Origin of the sequence: Streptomyces sp. NPDC050509, from assembly GCF_044457965.1 — a bacterium.
GTDB lineage: Bacteria > Actinomycetota > Actinomycetes > Streptomycetales > Streptomycetaceae > Streptomyces.
This window is the reverse complement of sequence record NZ_JBITHL010000021.1, coordinates 54,295-72,362: the sequence shown is the minus strand read 5'-3', so window position 1 is coordinate 72,362 and position 18,068 is coordinate 54,295. Positions and strand designations below refer to the sequence as shown.

Here is an 18,068-nt window from a genome sequence, read left to right as displayed (position 1 = left end):
GTCTCCTGAGAGACCTCGGGTCTACGGGGCTGCCGTGCGCGCCAGTTCCGCCAGGAAGTCCGCCAGGGCCGCCGGGCCCGGGAGGACGAGGTCGGCCCGTTCGACCAGTTCGGGGACTTCGGTGCCGCTGCACACCAGCAGGCCCGGGTGGCCGTCCGAGCGGAGTTTCTCGACCGCCGCGTAGGCCGGCAGGTCGCCCAGGTCGTCGCCCGCGTACAGGACCGTCTCGGCGCCCGTCTCGCGGACGTACTCCAGCAGCGCCACGCCCTTGTCGACGCCCGGCGGGCGCAGCTCCAGGACCATGCGGCCCGGTTCGACGATCAGGCCGTGGCGTGCGGCGAGTCCGGCCAGCGGTTCGCGCAGCGCCTCGAAGGCCGCCTGCGGGTCGGTGGCACGGCGGGTGTGGACGGCGACCGCGCGGCCCTTCTCCTCGATCCAGGTACCGCGCCAGGCGCCGAACTGTTCGAGGAATCCGGGGAGTTCGGCGCGTACGGCCGCGACGCCCTCGTGCGGGGCGGGGGCGTGGACCGTACCGGAGACGGCGTCCCAGCGCTCGGCGCCGTAGTGGCCGAGGACGACCAGGTGTTCCAGCCCCGGCACCCCGGCGAAGCCGCCGTACCGTACCGCCACTCCGGCGGGGCGGCCCGTGACCACCGCGACGGAGGCGACGCGTGGTGCGAGGGCGGCGAGGGCGGGGACCGCGCGCTCGTGGGCGCGGGCCTGTTCGGGGTCGGGGACGATCTCGGCGAGGGTGCCGTCGAAGTCGAGCGCGACGACGGCGGCGCCGGGCCGGGCGAGAAGCGCGGCCAGGCCGTCGGCGCCGGCGGGGGTGGTCGGTTCCGGCAGGGAGTACGCGTGGCTGCCCATGCCCCCGACCTTATCCACGTCCACCGGCGTACGGACAGACATGTGGCCCGTCCGTCAGCGCAGGTCGCGGCGGGCCGCTCTGACCCTGCGGAGCCGGTTCACCGTCACCGGGTCGTGCTCCGCCGCCCTCGGGTCGTCGAGCAGCGCGTTCAGGAGCTGGTAGTAGCGCGTCGGCGAGAGGCCCAGGCGCTCGCGGATCTCCCGCTCCTTGGCGCCGGGGCCCGGCCAGCCGCGCCCTTCCATGGCGAGTACGGCCCGGTCCCGCCCGGACAGGGCCGCGGCGGGCCCGGGCTCAGCGGCGGGTTCCGGCTCAGGGGCGGGCTCCGGATCCGGCTCAGCGGCGGGGTCGGGATCGGGGTCGGGGGCAGGCGTGGTCATATCGATGACACGCTACTCGGCTACTCGGAGGCCTCCGCCGCCGAAGCGTCCCTGGCGATCTGCCCCAGCACCGCCCCCGGGCTCGCGCCGGGCTCGACGGCCCTGCCGATGTTCTTCTTGAAGCTCTCGCTCACCTGCGACCACGAGTTCTTGCCGTACGGGAACAGCTCCGACTCGGGCAGCGCCGTCAGGAACGTCTTCAGGTCCTGGTGCTCCGGGTCGGCGAGCATCCCCGCGTTCGCGCTGTAGGTGACCGGCAGCAGGTCGTACTGGCCGGCGAAGCTGAGCACGTTCTTGTCCTCGTACGCGAAGTCCAGGAACGCGCCGATCTCCTGGCGGTGGCCGTTCTGCTTGAACGCCATGATCCAGTCCGAGACGCCGACCGACTTCGGCTTGCCGCTCTCGCCGGGCATCGGCACCATGCCGACCTTGATGCCCCGCTTCGCCGCGTCCTTCATCAGCGTCGGGTGCCCGTTGAGCATGCCGACCTGGCCGCTGGTGAACGCCTTGAAGGCGGTGGCGCGGTCCAGTTTCCCGGGCGCGACCGGGCCGGTCAGCCCCGGCTTGACGAGGTTCTTCTGGAGCCAGGTGAAGGTGCTGACGTTCACGGGCGAGTCGATGCTGTACGAGCCGTCGGCGGTGTCCGTGACGCCGCCCCCGCCGCTCAGCAGCCACATCAGGGCCTCGCCCTGCGCCTCCTCGGTGCCGAGCGGCAGCGCGAAGGGGGTCGTCACGCCGTCCGCCTTGAGCGCCTCGGCGTCGGTCTTGATGTCGTCCCAGTCCTTCGGGGCGCTCACCCCGGCCGACTCGAAGAGGTCCTTGTTGTAGAAGAGCAGCCGGGTGGAGGCGACGAACGGCATCCCGTACTGAATACGGTTGACCTCGCCGGCCTCGGAGAGCTGGTCGAGGAAGTTCGCCTGGGTGGGTACGGAGAGAAGTTCGTCGGCCGCGTAGAGCTTGTCGTCCTTGGCGAAGTTGGAGTACGAGCCGATCTGCGCGATGTCGGGGGCGTTGCCCTCCTTGACCATCCGCGCGACATCGGAGTCGATCGTCTTCCACGGCCGGATGTATATGTCGATCTTGATTCCGGGATTGTCCGCCTGGAACGAGCTCGCCACGGATTCCCAGTAATTCCGGGAACTGTCCTCGGAGTTGGTGCCGTACTCCGCGGCGACCACCTTGAGCGTGACATCTCCGCTGCTTGAGGGACCGCCGCAGCCCGCCAGCGACGCCGTCATGCCGAACGCGGCCACTGCCGCCGCTGCGGTCCGGTGGCCGCGGTATCCCCGGTGGCGCTCTCGTACAGGTCGCACAGGTCTGTTCCCCGCCTTTGTGGTTGCCTTTGTCGTTCTCGCCGTTGCGCGTAAGGCCTCCGACCGGCCCCCCGTGACGCAATGTCGAACAAGTGATTTTCCCCCATACGGAGGTTTGAGGTCTACCGGGCGGCGGTTTCGCTTCCACAACGCCCGATTTCCCGCGTGTGCGCGGCGTGAATGTTCTGTTCTTTTGTATGGACTGACAACAATCCGGAGCCATCGTCGGAGCTATCACCCGGAGCCATCACCTGAAGTCATCACCGAAGTCATCACCGGGGCCATCAGGAGGCATCAGGTGTAGTGGACTAGACCTTTCACGGGTTCACACGCGAGACTGTCCCCGTGAGATCCGACAGGCACGCCAGACACGTCATCGCCCTGGATGTGGGCGGCACCGGCATGAAAGCCGCCCTCGTCGGCGCGGACGGCGCGCTGCTGTACGAGGCGCGGCGCGCGACGGGCAGGGAGCGCGGCCCCGAGGCCGTTGTCGAGACCGTCCTCGCCTTCGCGGCGGAGCTGCGTGCGTACGGCGCCGAGCACTTCGGGCGGGGCGCGGTGGCCGCCGGGGTCGCCGTGCCCGGCATCGTCGACGCCGAGCGCGGGATCGCCCGGTACGCCGCCAACCTGGGCTGGCGCGACCTGCCGCTACGGGATCTGCTCACGGCCCGGCTGGGCGGCGTACCGGTGGCGCTGGGGCACGACGTACGCACCGGCGGCCTCGCGGAGGGGCGGCTCGGCGCGGGCCGGGGCGCGGACCGCTTCCTGTTCGTACCGCTGGGCACCGGGATCGCCGGGGCCATCGGCGTCGGCGGCGCCATAGAGGCGGGCGCGCACGGCTCGGCGGGCGAGATCGGCCATGTCGTGGTGCGCCCCGACGGCCCCGCGTGCGACTGCGGGCAGCGCGGCTGTCTGGAGACCCTGGCGTCCGCCGCCGCGGTGACCCGCGCGTGGCGGGCGGCGAGCGGCGACCCGGAGGCGGACGCGGCGGACTGCGCGAAGGCCGTCGACTCCGGCGACCCGGAGGCCGTACGGGTGTGGCACGACGCGATCGACGCGCTGGCCGCGGGCCTGGTCACCGCGCTCACCCTGCTGGACCCGCGCACCCTGATCATCGGCGGCGGGCTCGCCGAGGCCGGGGACACCCTGTTCACCCCGCTGCGCGCGGCGGTGGCGGAGCGGGTCACGTTCCAGACGCTCCCCGAGATCGTCCCGGCGGCGCTCGGCGACACGGCGGGCTGTCTGGGGGCGGGCCTGCTCGCCTGGGACCTGGTGGACGCGGTGGACGCGGGGACCGCCCCCGCCCCTCCCTCACGCCCCGCCCCTCCCGCCCCTCCCTCATCCCCCGCCCCGCACGCAGCACCGTCCGACACCCACACCCCGTCACTCGCCCCGGAGGTAACCGCCTGATGGCCGCTCGCGTCACATCCGCCGTACGCGCCGAACCCACCGTCCTCACCGGCGCCCGGGTGGTGCTGCCCACCGGGACCGTGGACGGCGGGCGGGTGATCGTCCAGGGCGGCCGGATCGCGGGCCACGCCCCGGCGGACGCCGCCACGCTGGATCTGACGGGCCACTGGCTCGTCCCCGGCTTCGTCGACCTCCACAACCACGGCGGCGGGGGCGCCTCCTTCACCTCCGGTTCCGTGGACGACGTACTCCAGGGCATCCGTACGCACCGCGAGCACGGCACCACCACGCTCGTCGCCTCCGCCGTCACCGGCGAGATGGACTTCCTCGCCCAGCGCGCCGGGCTCCTCTCCGAACTGGTCGAGCAGGGCGACCTCGCCGGCATCCACTTCGAGGGCCCCTTCATCTCCCCCTGCCGCAAGGGCGCCCACAGCGAGGAGCTGCTGCGCGACCCCGACCCGGCCGAGGTGCGCAAGCTGATCGACGCGGCGCGCGGCACGGCGAGGATGGTCACGCTCGCCACCGAACTCCCGGGCGGCATCGACTCCGTACGGCTGCTGGCGGAGCACGGCGTGATCGCCGCGATCGGGCACACGGACGCGACGTACGAGCAGACCGTCGAGGCCATCGGCGCGGGCGCGACCGTCGCCACGCACCTCTTCAACGCGATGCCGCCGCTCGGCCACCGGGCGCCCGGGCCGATCGCCGCGCTGCTGGAGGACGAGCGGGTCACCGTCGAGCTGATCAACGACGGTACGCATCTGCACCCGGCCGCCCTGGAGTTGGCGTTCCACCGCGCGGGCGCGGACCGCGTCGCGTTCGTGACGGACGCGATGGACGCGGCGGGCTTCGGCGACGGGCGGTACGAACTCGGCCCGCTCGCCGTCGATGTGACGGACGGGGTCGCCCGGCTGGTGGACGGCGGCTCGATCGCGGGCTCGACGCTGACGCAGGACACCGCGTTCCGGCGGGCGGCGACGGTGGACCGGCTGCCGGTGGAGGACATCGTCCGGGCCATCTCCGCGAACCCGGCGAAACTGCTCGGCGCGTACGACAGGGTCGGCTCGCTGGAGCCGGGCAAGGACGCCGACGCGGTGGTGCTGGACGCGGACTTCAGGCTCAAGGGCGTGCTGCACAAGGGGGAATGGGTGATCGACCCGCGCGTCGGCTGACCCCGTACGGATACGGAGTCGGATACGTACGCGGTCGTGAAAGCGGATACGGGAGCGGTCGCTCCGGGGTCTGGGCCAACCGCTTTCTTTTTGGCATGATCGTCCCGGCGCTCCGCCACGCGACCGCGTACCCAGCACCGCGTACCCAGCATCGCGTACCCAGGCAGGGGGATGGATGATCCTCACGGTGACGCTCAACGCCGCGCTGGACATCACGTACCGCACGCCCGCGCTCGTCCCGCACACCACCCACCGCGTCAGCGAGGTCGCCGAGCGCCCCGGCGGCAAGGGCGTGAACGTCGCGCGGGTGCTCTCCGCGCTGGGGCACGAGACCGTGGTGACGGGGTTCGCGGGCGGCCGGACCGGCGACGTACTGCGGGAGTTGCTGGGCGGCAGCGGCGGGCCCGCCGCCTGGAGCGGCCGGTCCCGCGCGGCCCGTCCGGTCGACGCGCTGCTGCCGATCTCCGGGGCCACCCGCCGCACCATCGCCGTCGTGGACGCCTCGACCGGCGACACCACCCAGCTCAACGAGCCGGGCCCGGTCGTCTCCGCCGCCGAGTGGACCGGCTTCCTCTCCCACTACGACCGGCTGCTGCGCACCGGCGCCGAGGCCGTGGCGCTCTGCGGCAGCCTGCCGCCCGGCATCCACGTCGGCGCGTACGCCGAGCTGATCCGCCGCGCCCGCGCCGCCGGGGTCCCCGTACTCCTCGACACCAGCGGCGAACCGCTGCGCCGGGGCGTCGCCGCCCGCCCCGACCTCGTCAAGCCCAACGCGGACGAACTCGCCCGCCTCACCGGCTCCCGCGAGCCGCTGCGCGCCACTCAGGGCGCCCGGCGGCGCGGCGCCCACGCGGTCGTCGCCTCGCTGGGCCCCGACGGGCTCCTCGCGCTCACCCCGGAGGGCGGCTGGCGCGCGGCGCCGCCGGACACCGTCCGGGGCAATCCGACGGGCGCGGGCGACTCGGCGGTGGCCGGGCTGCTCTCGGGGCTCGTCGAGCGCCTGCCGTGGCCGGCCAGGCTCAGCCGCGCGGTCGCGCTGTCGGCGGCGACGGTACTGGCCCCGGCGGCGGGCGAGTTCGACGCGCGGGTGTACGAGGAGTTGCTGCCCCGCGTCAAGGTGACGGAGACCGGGCGGCCGGAGCCCGAATGAGCCAGATCCCGAGCCGGGACCCGCAGGAGAACAATCGCGAACTGGGGACCACATGCCACTCGTCACCACCGCTGAACTCGTCTCGGATGCCGCGGCCCGGGGCCACGGCATCGCCGCGTTCAACGTGATCACCCTGGAGCACGCGGAGGCGATCGCGGAGGGCGCCGAGCGGGCCGGGGTGCCGGCGATCCTGCAGATATCGGAGAACGCGGTGCGGTTCCACGGCGGCCGGCTCACCGCCGTGGCCGCCGCGACCGCCGCGGTGGCCCGCGCCGCCGCCGTACCGCTCGCGCTCCACCTCGACCACGTCGAATCCGCCGAACTGCTGCGCGCCGCACCGGCCGAGGGGTTCAGCTCGGTGATGTTCGACGCGTCGAAGCTGCCGTACGCGGAGAACCTGAAGGCGACCGCCGAGGCCGTGCGGTGGGGCCATGACCACGGTGTCTGGATCGAGGCCGAACTGGGCGCGGTGGGCGGCAAGGAGGGCGACGGCAGCCAGGGCGACGGCGGCCCGGAGGGCGGCGCCGGGCCCGCGCTGGACGCGCACGCGCCCGGTGTACGGACGGACCCGGCCGAGGCGGTGCTCTTCGTAGCCGAGACGGGCGTGGACGCGCTGGCGGTCGCCGTCGGCTCGTCCCACGCGATGACCCGGCGCACGGCCGCCCTCGACCACGCCCTGATCGCCGCCCTGCGCGGGTCCGTCCCCGTTCCGCTGGTCCTGCACGGCTCCTCGGGCGTCCCTGACGAGGAGATCCGCCGGGCCGTCGCCGCGGGCATGGTCAAGATCAACGTCGGTACGGCGCTCAACACGGCCTACACGGAAGCGGTACGGACCCACCTGGCCGGGCATCCGGCGACGGTCGACCCCCGGAAATACCTCGTCCCGGCTCGCGAGGCGATGGCCGGGACGGTGGCGGGTTTCCTGCGGGTCGTCAGCGCCGCGGAGGCGTGAGCGCCGCGAGGCTTCGGGGACGTGCCGGTCAGGTCTTCGGGGGCGTGACTTCGAGCCAGTCGAGGATGGCGTCGCACTGGTTGCCCTGCTCGCAGGAGATCTTGAGCGTGTTCTTGCCCGCCTGGAGCTCGACCGGTGCCCAGGTGGTCTGCCAGTTCTTCGACAGATCCGGGTCGTCGGACTTGATGAAGTTCTTCAGCCCGAGGGGTGAGTTGTTCGCCTTGCCGTTGACGGTCAGCGTGGCGTTCGCGTCCTTGGCCGGGATGGCGTAGCGCACGGACAGCGCGTAGTTGCCGGCTTCCTTGATGTCGGCGGTCCAGGTCACGGAGGCGCCGACCGCGTTGAACCCGGTCACGTACGAGCCGTTGGTGCCCTCGGCTCCGTCTATGTCCGTGGCAAGCGCGGCGGGCGGCCCCAGCTTGAGGGTCGCCGCGTCCTGCTTGGGCAGCTCGATGCCGTCCGCGGCCTTGTCGCCGCCGTTCTCTTCGTCCTTGCCGGACGCGGGCGCGCTCGGGTCCGCCGACTGCTCGACCGACGCGCCGGGGTCCGACGGCTGTGCGTCGTTGTCGTTGTCGTCGTTGCTGGAGAGCAGCGCCGCTGTGATGCCGATCACCACGACCGCGACCACCGCGATCGCGCCGATCAGCAGGCCCCTGGTGTTCGGGCCGCCGCCGCTGCCGCGTCCGCCGCGGCGCTGGGCGGGGACCTGGGCGGTGGTGGCGCCGTACTGCTGCGGGGGCGCCTGCTGGCCGTGGGGAGGAGCCTGGCCGTACGCCTGCTGCTGGCCGTACGCCGCCTGCTGCGGCGGCACCGCCTGCTGCCCGTACTGGCGCTCGCCGACCGTCCTGACCTGGTTGTACGACGTTCTGGGGACGCCCGGCTGCGTGGCCGGACCCGGGTAGCCGTAACCGCCCTGGCGCCGCTGACCGGCGCCCGCCGCTGCCTGTCCGTCTTCGTACAGGTAGCCGAACGGGTCGTCGTCCTCGGGCTTGTTCGCGCCGTTGTTCCCGGCCGTCATCGGTGGTCACTCCTTACCATCTCGCCAGCGTCGCCGACCGGCCGAGCCTACCTCGTGCGGGCAAGCCTACGGACGGGTCTTGACGGGTGGCTGCCAGTCTGGGGCCCTTGGGTGAACAACCGATCGCGGACATGTCCCAGCCCTGTCCCGAACGGACACCGCCCGTTGGTCCCCGGTTGTCGCCCTGTCCTGCCGTGTACCCCGAGGGGCGCGTCCGGCACGGCCCCGGGCGCCGAGGGGACACCCCCCGTCGTGTTATCCCGCCCGCCGCTGCACCTGCTTGCGCGAGCGCTTCTCGACGTACATCCGCTGGTCGGCGGATTGCAGGACCTCCTCGACCGACATGCCGCAGGCCGCCCAACTGATGCCGAAGCTGGCACCGACCCGGACCGCCCTGCCGTCGACTCTGATCGGCGGGATGATCGCGTTCCGCAGCCGTACGGCGAGGTCGGCGGCGTCCGCCGAGCCGAGGCCGTCGGCGAGGACGACGAACTCGTCGCCGCCGAGCCGGGCCACGGTGTCGCCGTCGCGTACGCCGGTGGTGAGCCGGCGCGCGACCTCGATCAGTACCTCGTCGCCGGTGTTGTGGCCGAAGCGGTCGTTGATGGACTTGAACCCGTCGAGGTCGCAGAAGAGGACCGCGAGCCCCTTCGTGCCGTCGTCCGCCTCGCCCTCGGCGGGTGCGACCAGGTGGACGTGGTGGTCGAAGGGGCCGGCGCCGGACGGCGGGAGCAGGCCACCGCCGTCGCGTACGCCGCCACGGCCGCCCGCGTGCTCCTCGTAGCCGTCGTGGCCGGAGTAGCCGTCGCCCGGGCCGCTGGGGCTGTGGGTGGCCGTGTACCCGTCGCTGCTGCCGCCGTCGTAACCGTTGCCGTTGCCGGCGTAACCGTTGCCGTTGCCGTATCCGGCGTACGTGTCGTAGCCGGGCTCGTACAGGACCGTGCCCTCGTACCCCCCGTACGCCGCGTCCAGGGCCTCGACGGGGGTCTTCTCCCGCGTGGCGAACGGGCGCGAGCAGAGCCGGGCGCTGAGGCGGGAGCGCAGCTCGGCGCTGTTGGGCAGGCCGGTGAGGGAGTCGTGCGAGGCGCGGTGGGCGAGCTGGAGTTCGCGGCCCTTGCGCTCCTCTATGTCCTCCACGTGGGTGAGGAGGAAGCGGGGGCCGTCCGCCGTGTCAGCGACGACGGAGTTGCGCAGCGAGACCCAGACGTAGGAGCCGTCGCGGCGCGCGAGGCGCAGCTCGGCGCGGCCCCCCTCGGCGGAGGTGCGCAGCAGGGTGCCGATGTCCTCGGGGTGGACGAGGTCGGAGAAGGAGTGGCGGCGCATCACGGAGGCGGGGCGGCCCAGAAGGCGGCAGAGCGCGTCGTTGGTGCGCAGCAGCCGGCCGTGCTGGTCGCCGCCCATCTCGGCGACGGCCATGCCGCTGGGCGCGTACTCGAAGGCCTGGCGGAAGGATTCCTCACTGGCCCGGAGCGCCTGTTTGTCGCGCTCCAGACGGACGAGGGCGCGCTGCATGTTTGCCCTGAGGCGGGCGTTACTGATCGCAATGGCCGCCTGGGACGCGTACATCTGGAGCGCTTCCTGCCCCCAGGGGCCGGGGCGGCGGCCACCGCGCGGGCGGTCGACGGATATCACGCCGAGCAGCTCGCCCCCGCGCCCCGCGGCGTGCGCCGGCGGGTCCTTGCGGGCGGTGGAGTACATCGGGGCGTAGAGGCGGTCGGCGGGGTGCCACTCGTCCTCGAAGCGGGGCTCGGGGCCTTCGGTGTACCACTGCGGTACGTCGTCCTCCAGCAGCACCCAGCCCTCGGTGTGCGGTATGAACCGCAGGTCACCCCAGGTCTCCCCCATGGCGAGCCGGCGCTCCCAGGAGGTGCGGGAGCCGACCCGTCCGGTGATCAGCGCCTCGGCGGCGGCGCTCCCCGCGAAGGCGGCGACGACGAGGTCGCCGTCGGCCTGCACGACATTCACACACGCGAGTTCATAGCCGAGCCCCGTGACGACGCCGTCGGCGACGGTCTGCAGGGTGTCCGCCAGACTGCGGGCGGTGTTGAGCTCTGCGACGGCCTCGTGCAACTGCCGCAGGGTCGCAAGACGGACATACGGCTCCGACTCGGTCTCCATTGCTCGCTCTCCCCGAGACCTCGACAGCAACTCCAGGATTCTCATCGGCGCTTGTGTGGCACTGTCCTCGCAACTGAATCACAGCGAGCTGTTCGGCAGGTACACAGGGTCAACAATTACCTCGCTCTGTGTCTCAAGTCACATACCCGGGGAGGGGAGGAACGCCTGGTGGAAGCGCTCCCGCGGCTTTGCGGAACGCAATTCCCGGCCGTGGGGGACCGATCGGAGCGTGGTCCTAGGACCTGGCTGGTCCCCTGGTCCGATGCGGGCGCGGGACCGCCGAGACTAGCGTCTCCCCTGTGTCCCAGACGAGTCCCGCCCCCCGTACCCGAGCCGTCCCGCATGCTGAGGGGGTGAGTGACGACGAGTTCCGCGCAGCCCTCGCCCGGCTGGCCGCCGGTGTAGTGCTGGTGACGGCGCACGAACCCGCCCTGAGCGCGGACGGACCGCGCGGTGAGGACGCGGGCATGACGGCGACGGCCTTCCTGTCCGTCTCCCTGGATCCGCCGCTGGTCCTGGTCAGCGTCCGCAACGGCTCCCGGATGGACGACCTGCTCGTCGAACAGCCTTTGTGGGCCGCGTCCTTGCTCTCGGAGAACCAGCGGCACATCGCGGGCCGGTTCGCGATGAAGGGTCGGATCAGCGACCGGCTGCTGTTCCAGGACCTCCCGTACCGGCGGGGCGAGGTGAGCGGCGCGCCGCTGGTGGAGGGGGCGCTGGCGACGCTGGAGTGCCGTACGGAGCAGCGGGTCGAGGCGGGCGACCACACGCTGGTGATCGGGCGGGTGCTGACGGCGGACCTGCCGGGCGGGGACGCCGGGCCGCTGACGTACTTCAAGGGCCGCTACCGCCAGTTGGGCCAGGGCTGAGGCGCGGGGGCCGTGTCGGCCCCGGCTCCTCGTCCGTCTACCAGTCGCGCCCGGTACGGCCGCGCTTCGTCTGCGCGCGCGCCTTCTTCTCGCGCAGCCTGCGCTCGTTGATCCCGCGCGGGATCTTCGTCTTGCGGCGGGGGCGCGGCGGCGGGGCCGTCGCCTCGGCCAGCAGGGCGGCCAGCCGTACCGACGCCGTCTCGCGGTTGCGCCACTGGGAGCGGTGCTCCGACGCCCGTACGGTGACCACGCCGTCCACCAGCCGGCTCGCGAGCCGGTCCAGCGCGCGCTCCTTCCAGACGGGCGGCAGGGCCTCGGTCCTCGCCAGGTCGAAGCGCAGCTCCACCTGGGAGTCGCTGGTGTTGACGTGCTGGCCGCCGGGCCCCGACGAGCGCGAGAAACGCCACATCAGCTCGGCCTCCGGCAGGGAGACCGAACCGCGGATGACATGAGGAGGCCCGGACATGGCCCCATGGTCGCGCGTCCGCGCCCCTCACGTCACCTCTTTAATCCCCGGGCCCCTTGAGCGGCGGGCCCCTGGGCCGCCCGGGTAAAGAAAGTAAAGGGGTACGGAACCTCCGGGGCCTCTGCCCGCGTTATGTCGGATGACGGTAGCTTCGGGTCCACCCGAAGCCCGCACACGACTACGAAAGGGACATCCCATGGCTGTAAGCCTGTCCAAGGGCGGCAACGTCTCACTCACCAAGGAGGCGCCCGGCCTCACCGCCGTCACGGTCGGCCTCGGCTGGGACGTCCGCACGACCACCGGTACGGACTTCGACCTCGACGCCTCGGCGATCGCGGTGAACGACGCCGGGAAGGTCTTCTCGGACGGTCACTTCGTCTTCTTCAACAACAAGGCGACGCCGGACCAGACCATCGTCCACACCGGTGACAACCGGACGGGCGAGGGCGACGGCGACGACGAGGCCATCAACGTCAACCTGGCGGGCCTGCCGGCGGACATCACCAAGATCGTCTTCCCGGTCTCGATCTACGACGCCGAGACCCGCAGCCAGAACTTCGGCCAGGTGCGCAACGCGTACATCCGCATCCTGAACCAGGCGGGCGGCGCGGAGATCGCCCGCTACGACCTGAGCGAGGACGCGGCCACGGAGACGGCGATGGTCTTCGGCGAGCTGTACCGCAACGGCGCGGAGTGGAAGTTCCGCGCGGTCGGCCAGGGCTACGCCTCGGGCCTGGTGGGCATCGCGACGGACTTCGGCGTCAACCTCTGATCACCGGTCGCTCCTGATCGCTGATCACCGGCGTCCGACGACGCAACCACGCAGGGCCCCGGCTCCGGCCGGGGCCCTGCGTGGTTCCGCGTTCCCACACGACCGGGCCGCGCCCCGCGCGTCCTGGTCGATTCATAGCCGCATGACTCGTAGTCGCACGCAGCGCGTTCCCCAGCAGACGGTGCCACGGCGGACCTCCCTCGCACCTGGCGACACTGCCTGAGCAGACCAGGCCCCGGGCAGGGAAACGCGGCGGTTCACTCGAACGTGACACCATCGGGTCGTGCTCGACATCGGCTACTCCCTCTCCCGGCGCTTTCCCGATCCCCCGCAGACCGACTACCGCCGCGCGGAGGTCAAGGAGCTGCGGCACGATCTGTTCTGCGGGGACGTCTATCTCGCCGACACCTCCGCCGACCGTGAGGTGTCCACCGCGTGGGGATGGGTGCCCGTGCTCGACTTCGCATGGGCCCTGTGCGACATCGTCGAGCGGATCGACCAGGACCCCCGGGGCAGCCGGGCCGCGACTCCTCAGTACGCCGAGCTGGACTTCACGGAGTCGGCGGACCGGATGTTCTTCCAGCGGCGCTTCGGGTGGGTCGACATCGAGGCCGACTGGATGCACGGCGACGAGCCGCCGCTCACGTTCAGCCACCGGCTGCTGCGCCGGGAGTCGCGGGACTTCCTGCACGATCTGATCGCGGACCTCACCGACCTGCACGACGGACTGGCCGACAACCCGGCCGTCTGGGACCTCCAGAGCCGCTTCCCCCGCTGCTGAGGCGCGGGCGGCAACACGCCCTCCTGGACCTCCCGGAATCCTCCTGAAACCCCGTGAGGCCCGTGGCGTCCCACAGCCACCACAGAGTCGTCGCACAGTCGTCACACAGCCCACTCACGGATCCCGGCGTCCGCAGGCGTACATCGCGCGTCCCCGGGCAGATGCAGTCTGCCGGGGCACTGCCGGGGACGCGGGCGACCGCTTCCCTCCCCCCACCGAAACGGCGTGCCTCTGGAGTACCGCGTGGGCCTCGGCCTATCCCCCCGGGCCGGGGCCCACGGCGTACCCCCTGACGACCGGACCGGTCAGTCCTCCACCCGTACGCCGATCTGCGCCGCGAACGCCGGTGCGAGATGCAGCAGTTGCGCCGAGCTGATCACCGCTCCCGCCAGCCGGTCCAGACCGCGCGCGATGTCCAGCTCGGCGACCGTCCGCAGATCGACGTCCTTCATCCGGACCCCGCTCAGATCGACCCGCCGGAGCACGCAGTCCCGGAACTCCACCCGCTCCAGCTCCGCTCCCGCGAAGTCCGGCTCGGCCAGCACGCACCCCTCGAACACCACATCCTTCAGCCGTGCCTTGCGCAGATTCAGGTAGTCGATCTTCCCGCCCTTGATCAGCACGCGCTCCAGCACCGCCCCGTGCAACTGGAGCCCGCCCAGCCGCGCGTCCACCACCTCCACATCCCGCAGGGACGCCCCCGCGAGGTCCGTGCCCACACCCCGGACGCCGGTCAGGACACAGTCGACGAACCGCGCCCGCCCCAGCGCCGTCCCGTCCAGCCCGCACTCCCGCAGCGCGCAGTCGATGAACCGCGCGCCCGGCCCTTCCTGGCCGCCCAGGTCCAGGCCCTGGAACTCCAGCCCGTCGTAGTCCCCGTCCGGCTCCAGATCGCCGCCGTACGGACTCAGCGGCGGGAGCCGCACCTCCGCCCGCCGCGCCGCAACCGTCCCGCTCTTCGCCGTCTTCCTCGCCATACCCCCATGGTGGCCTACGGCACTGACAACGCCCCGATGTCACATCCGACAGGCCGTGCCACGTCACCTCAGTGACCGCGCGAACGAACGAGGGAGAGAGGTCACCATGGGTAGCAGCCCCAGCCCCAGCACCAGCCCCAGCACCGGTATCACCGTCATCGGCGGCGGACTCGCCGGACTCACCGCCGCCATCACCGCCGCCGAGGCGGGCGCCCGTGTCACCCTGCACGAGGCCCATCACACCCTCGGCGGCCGGGCCAGGACCGCCGAAGGCCCGTACGCGGTCAACGACGGCCCGCACGCCCTCTACCGGCGCGGCCCCCACTGGGACTGGCTCCGGCAGCGCGGGCTCCTCGGGCCCCTGGCGAACCCGCCCCTGCGCGAGGCCGCGCGTTTCCGCTTCCACCACGGCGGCGCGCTGCGCCGTATCCCGCCCGTCGGGCTGTTCGCCCTCGCCCGCCGCAGCGCCGAACAGGCCCCGGCCGACGTCGACTTCCTCACCTGGGCGACGGAGCGGGCCGGGGAAGCGACCGCCCGCGCCGCCGCGCACTACGTCGCCGTGGCCCTCTTCCACCACGACCCGGGCTCGCTCTCCGCCGCGTTCGTCCAGGAGCGGCTGCGGCGCGCCGCAGCGCTGCCGCCGGAGGCCCGGTACCCGGTGGGCGGCTGGGGCAGGCTCACCGAGCGGATGGCCGGGCACGCGTGGAACCTGGGGGTACGGATCGAGACCTCCACCCGGATCGACACACTGCCGGACGGACCCGTCATCGTGGCCACCTCCTTGGACGCGGCCCGGAGCCTCCTCAAGGACGACGGGCTGCGCTGGCCCAGCGGCCGTACGGTCCTGCTCGACCTGGCGCTCCGTACCCGCCGGGGCGACCCGTTCGTCGTCTCGGACCTGGACGCCCCGGGGTGGCTCGAACGGTTCACCGCGCAGGACCCCTCCCTCGCCCCGGCCGGCGAACAGCTCATCCAGGGCCAGATCCCGATCGGCCCCGACGCACCCCGCGCCGAAGGGCTCGCGCGCGCCGAGCGCCTGCTCGACCTGGGCTTCCCCGGCTGGCGCGAGCGGACCGTCTGGCGGCGCGAAGCACTGGCGAACGGCCGTACGGGCGCGGTCGACCCGCCCGGCACCACCTGGCGGGACCGGCCCCGCATCGACCGGGGCGGGTCCGGGGTCTTCCTCGCGGGGGACCAGGTGGCGGCGCCGGGGGTGCTCTCGGAGGTGGCGTTCACCAGCGGGATCACAGCGGCGTCGCTGGCGCTCAAGGCGCTCGCCGGGGTGTCCACGGGCGGTGCCTGACCTCCGGCGAACGTGAGGCGCGGTCAGGCGGCCCAGCGGCGCGGAGTGTGCACGAGGGTGGCCCAGGTGCGGGTGCCGGTGCCGGAACCGGCACCCGCACCGTAGTGGTGCGCGGCCCCGAACCCCCAGCTTCCGTGGTGGGTCTCCACCAGTTCGGGCACGCCTTCGAGCGCGTCCAGGCGGCGTTCGTCGCACGCGGCGGCGAGGCGGGGGTGGGTGTGGGCGGCGTGGGTGTCGTGCACGGTGACCCGCAGGGCGCCCTCCAGGTCGTGGTGGAGGGCGAGGTGGATCTGCTCCCCGGACGCGGTAAAAGCGCAGGCGTAGGCGACGAGTTCGCGTACGAGGCGCAGGGCCGGGTCGATCAGCAGATCGGCCACGCAGTGGACATCGAGGATGACCTCGGCGGCCTCCCGCGCGATGGCGGGCGTGGCGACGGCGGAGGGCAGGGCGAGACCGTACGCGAGGTTCCCGGGAGCGGGCTCCTCGGGGTCCTGCGGGGGCGGAGGGCACTGGGTGAAGCGCGGGACGGGGTACGCGGCGGGGGCGGTTCCGTTTTCGGGCATGACAACTCCGCTCGGCGGTGGGGTGGTTGTTCGTGCCGGTGGACACAGGTGGCACGCTTGCGCAACGCTCTCCACGCTTGCCTTGCGTGAGCGTCGCACTACTGAAGGTAGGGTATTGAGTGCATCATGCGCCACCCCAACGCTCGGATAGTGCGTCACCAGTAGCCCCGTATCGTGATGCCCGCCAGACTGAGCATCGGACAGGAAGGATCTCCATGCCCCCACGGACCACGCCCACGCAGCGGCAGAAGCGTCTCGGCGCCGAGATCAAGAAGTTGCGCATGGTCGCGGGCATGACCGCCGAACGGGTCGCCGAGTTGATCGGCGTCGACCGGGGCAAGATCTCGAACATCGAGGCGGGGGTCCGCAACATCAGCCCGGAACGGCTGCGCGCGCTGGCCGCCCACTGCGGCTGCACGGACGAGCGTTACGTGGACGCCCTCTTGGAACTCGGCACGATCCACCAGCGGAACTGGTGGGACGAGTACCGAAAGAAACTGTCACCCGGGTTCATGGACATCGCCGAACTGGAATGGCACTCAACCCGGATCCAGACCATCCAGACGGTTCACATCCCTGGCCTGCTCCAGACCGAGGACTACGCCCGCAGCGTCTTTTCCGCAGTGCTTCCCGCCTTCTCGCGTCTCGAAGTCGAACTGCATGTGGCCCATCGGATGGACCGCCAGCGCGTACTCACCCGCGAACAGCCCGCCGGTTACACGGGTTACGTGCACGAGGCCGCCCTGCGGATGCGCTTCGGGGGCCGCGATACGACCAAGAAGCAGCTCAGCACCCTGGTCGAAGTGAGCGAGCGGGACAACGTCACCGTCCGCATAGTGCCTATCGAACTCGGCAGCTTCCCCGGCGCCGGACACGCCCTTCTCTATGCCGAGGGGGCCGTCCCCCAACTCGACACCGTCCAGCTCGATTCGGCGCACGGCCCGGATTTCATGCACACCGCAGAACAACTCTCCAAGTACCGAGCACACTTGGACTGGATGGACGAGGCGTGTCTGTCCTCGCCTGCCTCCCGAGACGTCATCCACAGCATCATCCGCGAACTGTAAGGACCTCAGCCATGCCCAAGATCACCTGGGAAGACCCGTTCTGCGGCGCGGGCAACAACTGCTTCCGCATCGGCACCGACCCCGACGGCAACGCCTACATAGCGGTCGCAGGCCAGGAGGACACCTACCTCACCGACACCCGCGAAGCCCTCGCCACCCTCATCCGCGACATCAAAGCCGGCAAGGCCGACCACCTGCTCTAGCCAGTCCACCGGAAGGGATCCAGCCATGCCAGACATCACCTGGGAAGACCTGTTCTGCGCGGAGAGTTCGAACTGCTTCCGCATCGGCACCGATCCCGAAGGCAACGCCTACATAGCGGTCGCAGGCCAGGAGGACACCTACCTCACCGACACCCGCGAAGCCCTCGCCACCCTCATCCGCGACATCAAGGCCGGCAAGGCCGACCACCTGCTCTAGCGGGTCGAGGCGATCGTCACTTGTCGTCGGGGGCGTCGATGATGTCGCCCTTCTCGTCGATGGTGTGGGTCTCCCAGTAGAGGTCCCACTTGTCGCCGACGCGCTTCGGCTCCTTGCCCTCCGGGAAGCGGGTGTACCCCTTCGGGGGTTCCTCGCCCTTGGGTACGCAGGCCTGACCGGTGCTGCCCACCGTGATCACCCCGTACTCGCCGCCGCCGCAACTCGCGTCCTCCATCGAGCAACTGGTCAGCGTCGCGACGGCCGCGCAGGCCAGGGCCAGGCCGGCCGCCGACCGCAGCATGCGCCTGCCTCGTACGAGGGAGGAGGTACGGAATCCGGCGGTGGCACGCATGGGTGGCTCCTTCGATTCGGGTCTGTGCGGACCATCCTGTGCGACGGCACGAACGCAGTCGTGAGTACACGTACTCAACTGATGTGCGGGCGCGACCACATCGACCGGCAGCCCGAGGCG

The 18,068-nt window shown here is 71.9% G+C and carries 20 protein-coding genes; 11 read left to right on the top strand and 9 right to left on the bottom strand.

Annotated elements, in window-relative coordinates; all coding sequences use genetic code 11:
* Positions 1–21 precede the first annotated feature (21 nt).
* The 3 genes from otsB to ACIBJC_RS37470 are packed head-to-tail and all read right to left on the bottom strand — an operon-like array spanning position 22 to position 2,483.
* Positions 22–867 (bottom strand): trehalose-phosphatase, encoded by an 846-nt coding sequence (gene otsB, locus ACIBJC_RS37480; protein ID WP_399300834.1) that lies wholly within the window; start codon positions 865–867, stop codon positions 22–24.
* Between the two features lie 54 nt (positions 868–921).
* The gene (locus ACIBJC_RS37475; protein WP_399300832.1) at positions 922–1,245 is read right to left on the bottom strand and encodes a DUF3263 domain-containing protein; all 324 of its coding nucleotides are present in this window, start codon (positions 1,243–1,245) and stop codon (positions 922–924) included.
* A gap of 20 nt (positions 1,246–1,265) precedes the next feature.
* The gene (locus ACIBJC_RS37470) at positions 1,266–2,483 is read right to left on the bottom strand and encodes an extracellular solute-binding protein (protein WP_399300884.1); all 1,218 of its coding nucleotides are present in this window, start codon (positions 2,481–2,483) and stop codon (positions 1,266–1,268) included.
* A gap of 420 nt (positions 2,484–2,903) precedes the next feature.
* Here ACIBJC_RS37470 and ACIBJC_RS37465 point away from each other — a divergent pair, with 420 nt between their 5' ends.
* The 4 genes from ACIBJC_RS37465 (at position 2,904) to ACIBJC_RS37450 (ending at position 7,242) form a co-directional block, all read left to right on the top strand.
* Positions 2,904–3,968, top strand: coding sequence for an ROK family protein (locus ACIBJC_RS37465; protein ID WP_399300830.1), 1,065 nt, complete (start codon positions 2,904–2,906; stop codon positions 3,966–3,968).
* Positions 3,968–5,140 (top strand): N-acetylglucosamine-6-phosphate deacetylase, encoded by a 1,173-nt coding sequence (gene nagA / locus ACIBJC_RS37460; RefSeq protein WP_399300828.1) that lies wholly within the window; start codon positions 3,968–3,970, stop codon positions 5,138–5,140. Before ACIBJC_RS37465 ends, nagA begins: the two co-directional genes overlap by 1 nt.
* A gap of 175 nt (positions 5,141–5,315) precedes the next feature.
* Complete coding sequence (locus ACIBJC_RS37455; protein ID WP_399300826.1) at positions 5,316–6,290, top strand: 1-phosphofructokinase family hexose kinase; 975 nt, start codon at positions 5,316–5,318, stop codon at positions 6,288–6,290.
* A 52-nt stretch (positions 6,291–6,342) separates the two neighbouring features.
* Positions 6,343–7,242, top strand: a complete 900-nt coding sequence (locus ACIBJC_RS37450; RefSeq protein ID WP_399300825.1) for a ketose-bisphosphate aldolase — start codon at positions 6,343–6,345, stop codon at positions 7,240–7,242.
* A 28-nt stretch (positions 7,243–7,270) separates the two neighbouring features.
* Here ACIBJC_RS37450 and ACIBJC_RS37445 read toward each other — a convergent pair whose 3' ends face one another.
* Together ACIBJC_RS37445 and cdgB are read right to left on the bottom strand one after the other, a co-directional pair.
* Positions 7,271–8,260 carry a CBM35 domain-containing protein gene (locus tag ACIBJC_RS37445; protein ID WP_399300823.1) on the bottom strand — a complete coding sequence of 330 codons (990 nt, stop codon included), beginning with the start codon at positions 8,258–8,260 and terminating at the stop codon, positions 7,271–7,273.
* 255 nt (positions 8,261–8,515) lie between these two features.
* Positions 8,516–10,378 (bottom strand): diguanylate cyclase CdgB, encoded by a 1,863-nt coding sequence (cdgB, locus tag ACIBJC_RS37440; protein ID WP_399300821.1) that lies wholly within the window; start codon positions 10,376–10,378, stop codon positions 8,516–8,518.
* A gap of 299 nt (positions 10,379–10,677) precedes the next feature.
* On the opposite strand from cdgB, the gene ACIBJC_RS37435 reads away from it, so the two are divergent.
* The gene (locus ACIBJC_RS37435; protein ID WP_399300819.1) at positions 10,678–11,247 is read left to right on the top strand and encodes a flavin reductase family protein; all 570 of its coding nucleotides are present in this window, start codon (positions 10,678–10,680) and stop codon (positions 11,245–11,247) included.
* Between the two features lie 37 nt (positions 11,248–11,284).
* Here the strand turns inward: ACIBJC_RS37435 and arfB are convergent, their stop codons facing one another.
* The gene (gene arfB / locus ACIBJC_RS37430) at positions 11,285–11,713 is read right to left on the bottom strand and encodes an alternative ribosome rescue aminoacyl-tRNA hydrolase ArfB (protein ID WP_399300817.1); all 429 of its coding nucleotides are present in this window, start codon (positions 11,711–11,713) and stop codon (positions 11,285–11,287) included.
* 196 nt (positions 11,714–11,909) lie between these two features.
* Between arfB and ACIBJC_RS37425 the strand changes: the two genes are divergently transcribed.
* Positions 11,910–12,485: a TerD family protein gene (locus ACIBJC_RS37425; RefSeq protein ID WP_399300815.1), complete on the top strand. Its 576-nt coding sequence runs from the start codon at positions 11,910–11,912 to the stop codon at positions 12,483–12,485.
* 283 nt (positions 12,486–12,768) lie between these two features.
* Complete coding sequence (locus ACIBJC_RS37420) at positions 12,769–13,266, top strand: hypothetical protein (protein ID WP_329824886.1); 498 nt, start codon at positions 12,769–12,771, stop codon at positions 13,264–13,266.
* Between the two features lie 305 nt (positions 13,267–13,571).
* Here the strand turns inward: ACIBJC_RS37420 and ACIBJC_RS37415 are convergent, their stop codons facing one another.
* Positions 13,572–14,243 (bottom strand): pentapeptide repeat-containing protein, encoded by a 672-nt coding sequence (locus ACIBJC_RS37415; protein ID WP_399300813.1) that lies wholly within the window; start codon positions 14,241–14,243, stop codon positions 13,572–13,574.
* Between the two features lie 106 nt (positions 14,244–14,349).
* Between ACIBJC_RS37415 and ACIBJC_RS37410 the strand changes: the two genes are divergently transcribed.
* Complete coding sequence (locus tag ACIBJC_RS37410; protein WP_399300811.1) at positions 14,350–15,546, top strand: FAD-dependent oxidoreductase; 1,197 nt, start codon at positions 14,350–14,352, stop codon at positions 15,544–15,546.
* A gap of 23 nt (positions 15,547–15,569) precedes the next feature.
* On the opposite strand, the gene ACIBJC_RS37405 is transcribed toward ACIBJC_RS37410, so the two are convergent.
* Positions 15,570–16,109, bottom strand: a complete 540-nt coding sequence (locus ACIBJC_RS37405) for an ATP-binding protein (protein WP_399300809.1) — start codon at positions 16,107–16,109, stop codon at positions 15,570–15,572.
* 215 nt (positions 16,110–16,324) lie between these two features.
* Between ACIBJC_RS37405 and ACIBJC_RS37400 the strand changes: the two genes are divergently transcribed.
* Genes ACIBJC_RS37400 through ACIBJC_RS37390 form a run of 3 tightly spaced genes read left to right on the top strand, consistent with a single transcriptional unit; the run spans position 16,325 to position 17,596 of the window.
* A complete protein-coding gene (locus tag ACIBJC_RS37400; protein ID WP_399300806.1) occupies positions 16,325–17,176 on the top strand; it encodes a helix-turn-helix domain-containing protein in 852 nt (283 codons plus the stop codon).
* 11 nt (positions 17,177–17,187) lie between these two features.
* The gene (locus ACIBJC_RS37395; protein WP_329824881.1) at positions 17,188–17,379 is read left to right on the top strand and encodes a hypothetical protein; all 192 of its coding nucleotides are present in this window, start codon (positions 17,188–17,190) and stop codon (positions 17,377–17,379) included.
* Between the two features lie 25 nt (positions 17,380–17,404).
* Complete coding sequence (locus ACIBJC_RS37390) at positions 17,405–17,596, top strand: hypothetical protein (protein ID WP_399300804.1); 192 nt, start codon at positions 17,405–17,407, stop codon at positions 17,594–17,596.
* A 16-nt stretch (positions 17,597–17,612) separates the two neighbouring features.
* Here ACIBJC_RS37390 and ACIBJC_RS37385 read toward each other — a convergent pair whose 3' ends face one another.
* Positions 17,613–17,948 (bottom strand): SCO0607 family lipoprotein, encoded by a 336-nt coding sequence (locus tag ACIBJC_RS37385; protein WP_399300802.1) that lies wholly within the window; start codon positions 17,946–17,948, stop codon positions 17,613–17,615.
* Positions 17,949–18,068: the final 120 nt, after the last annotated feature.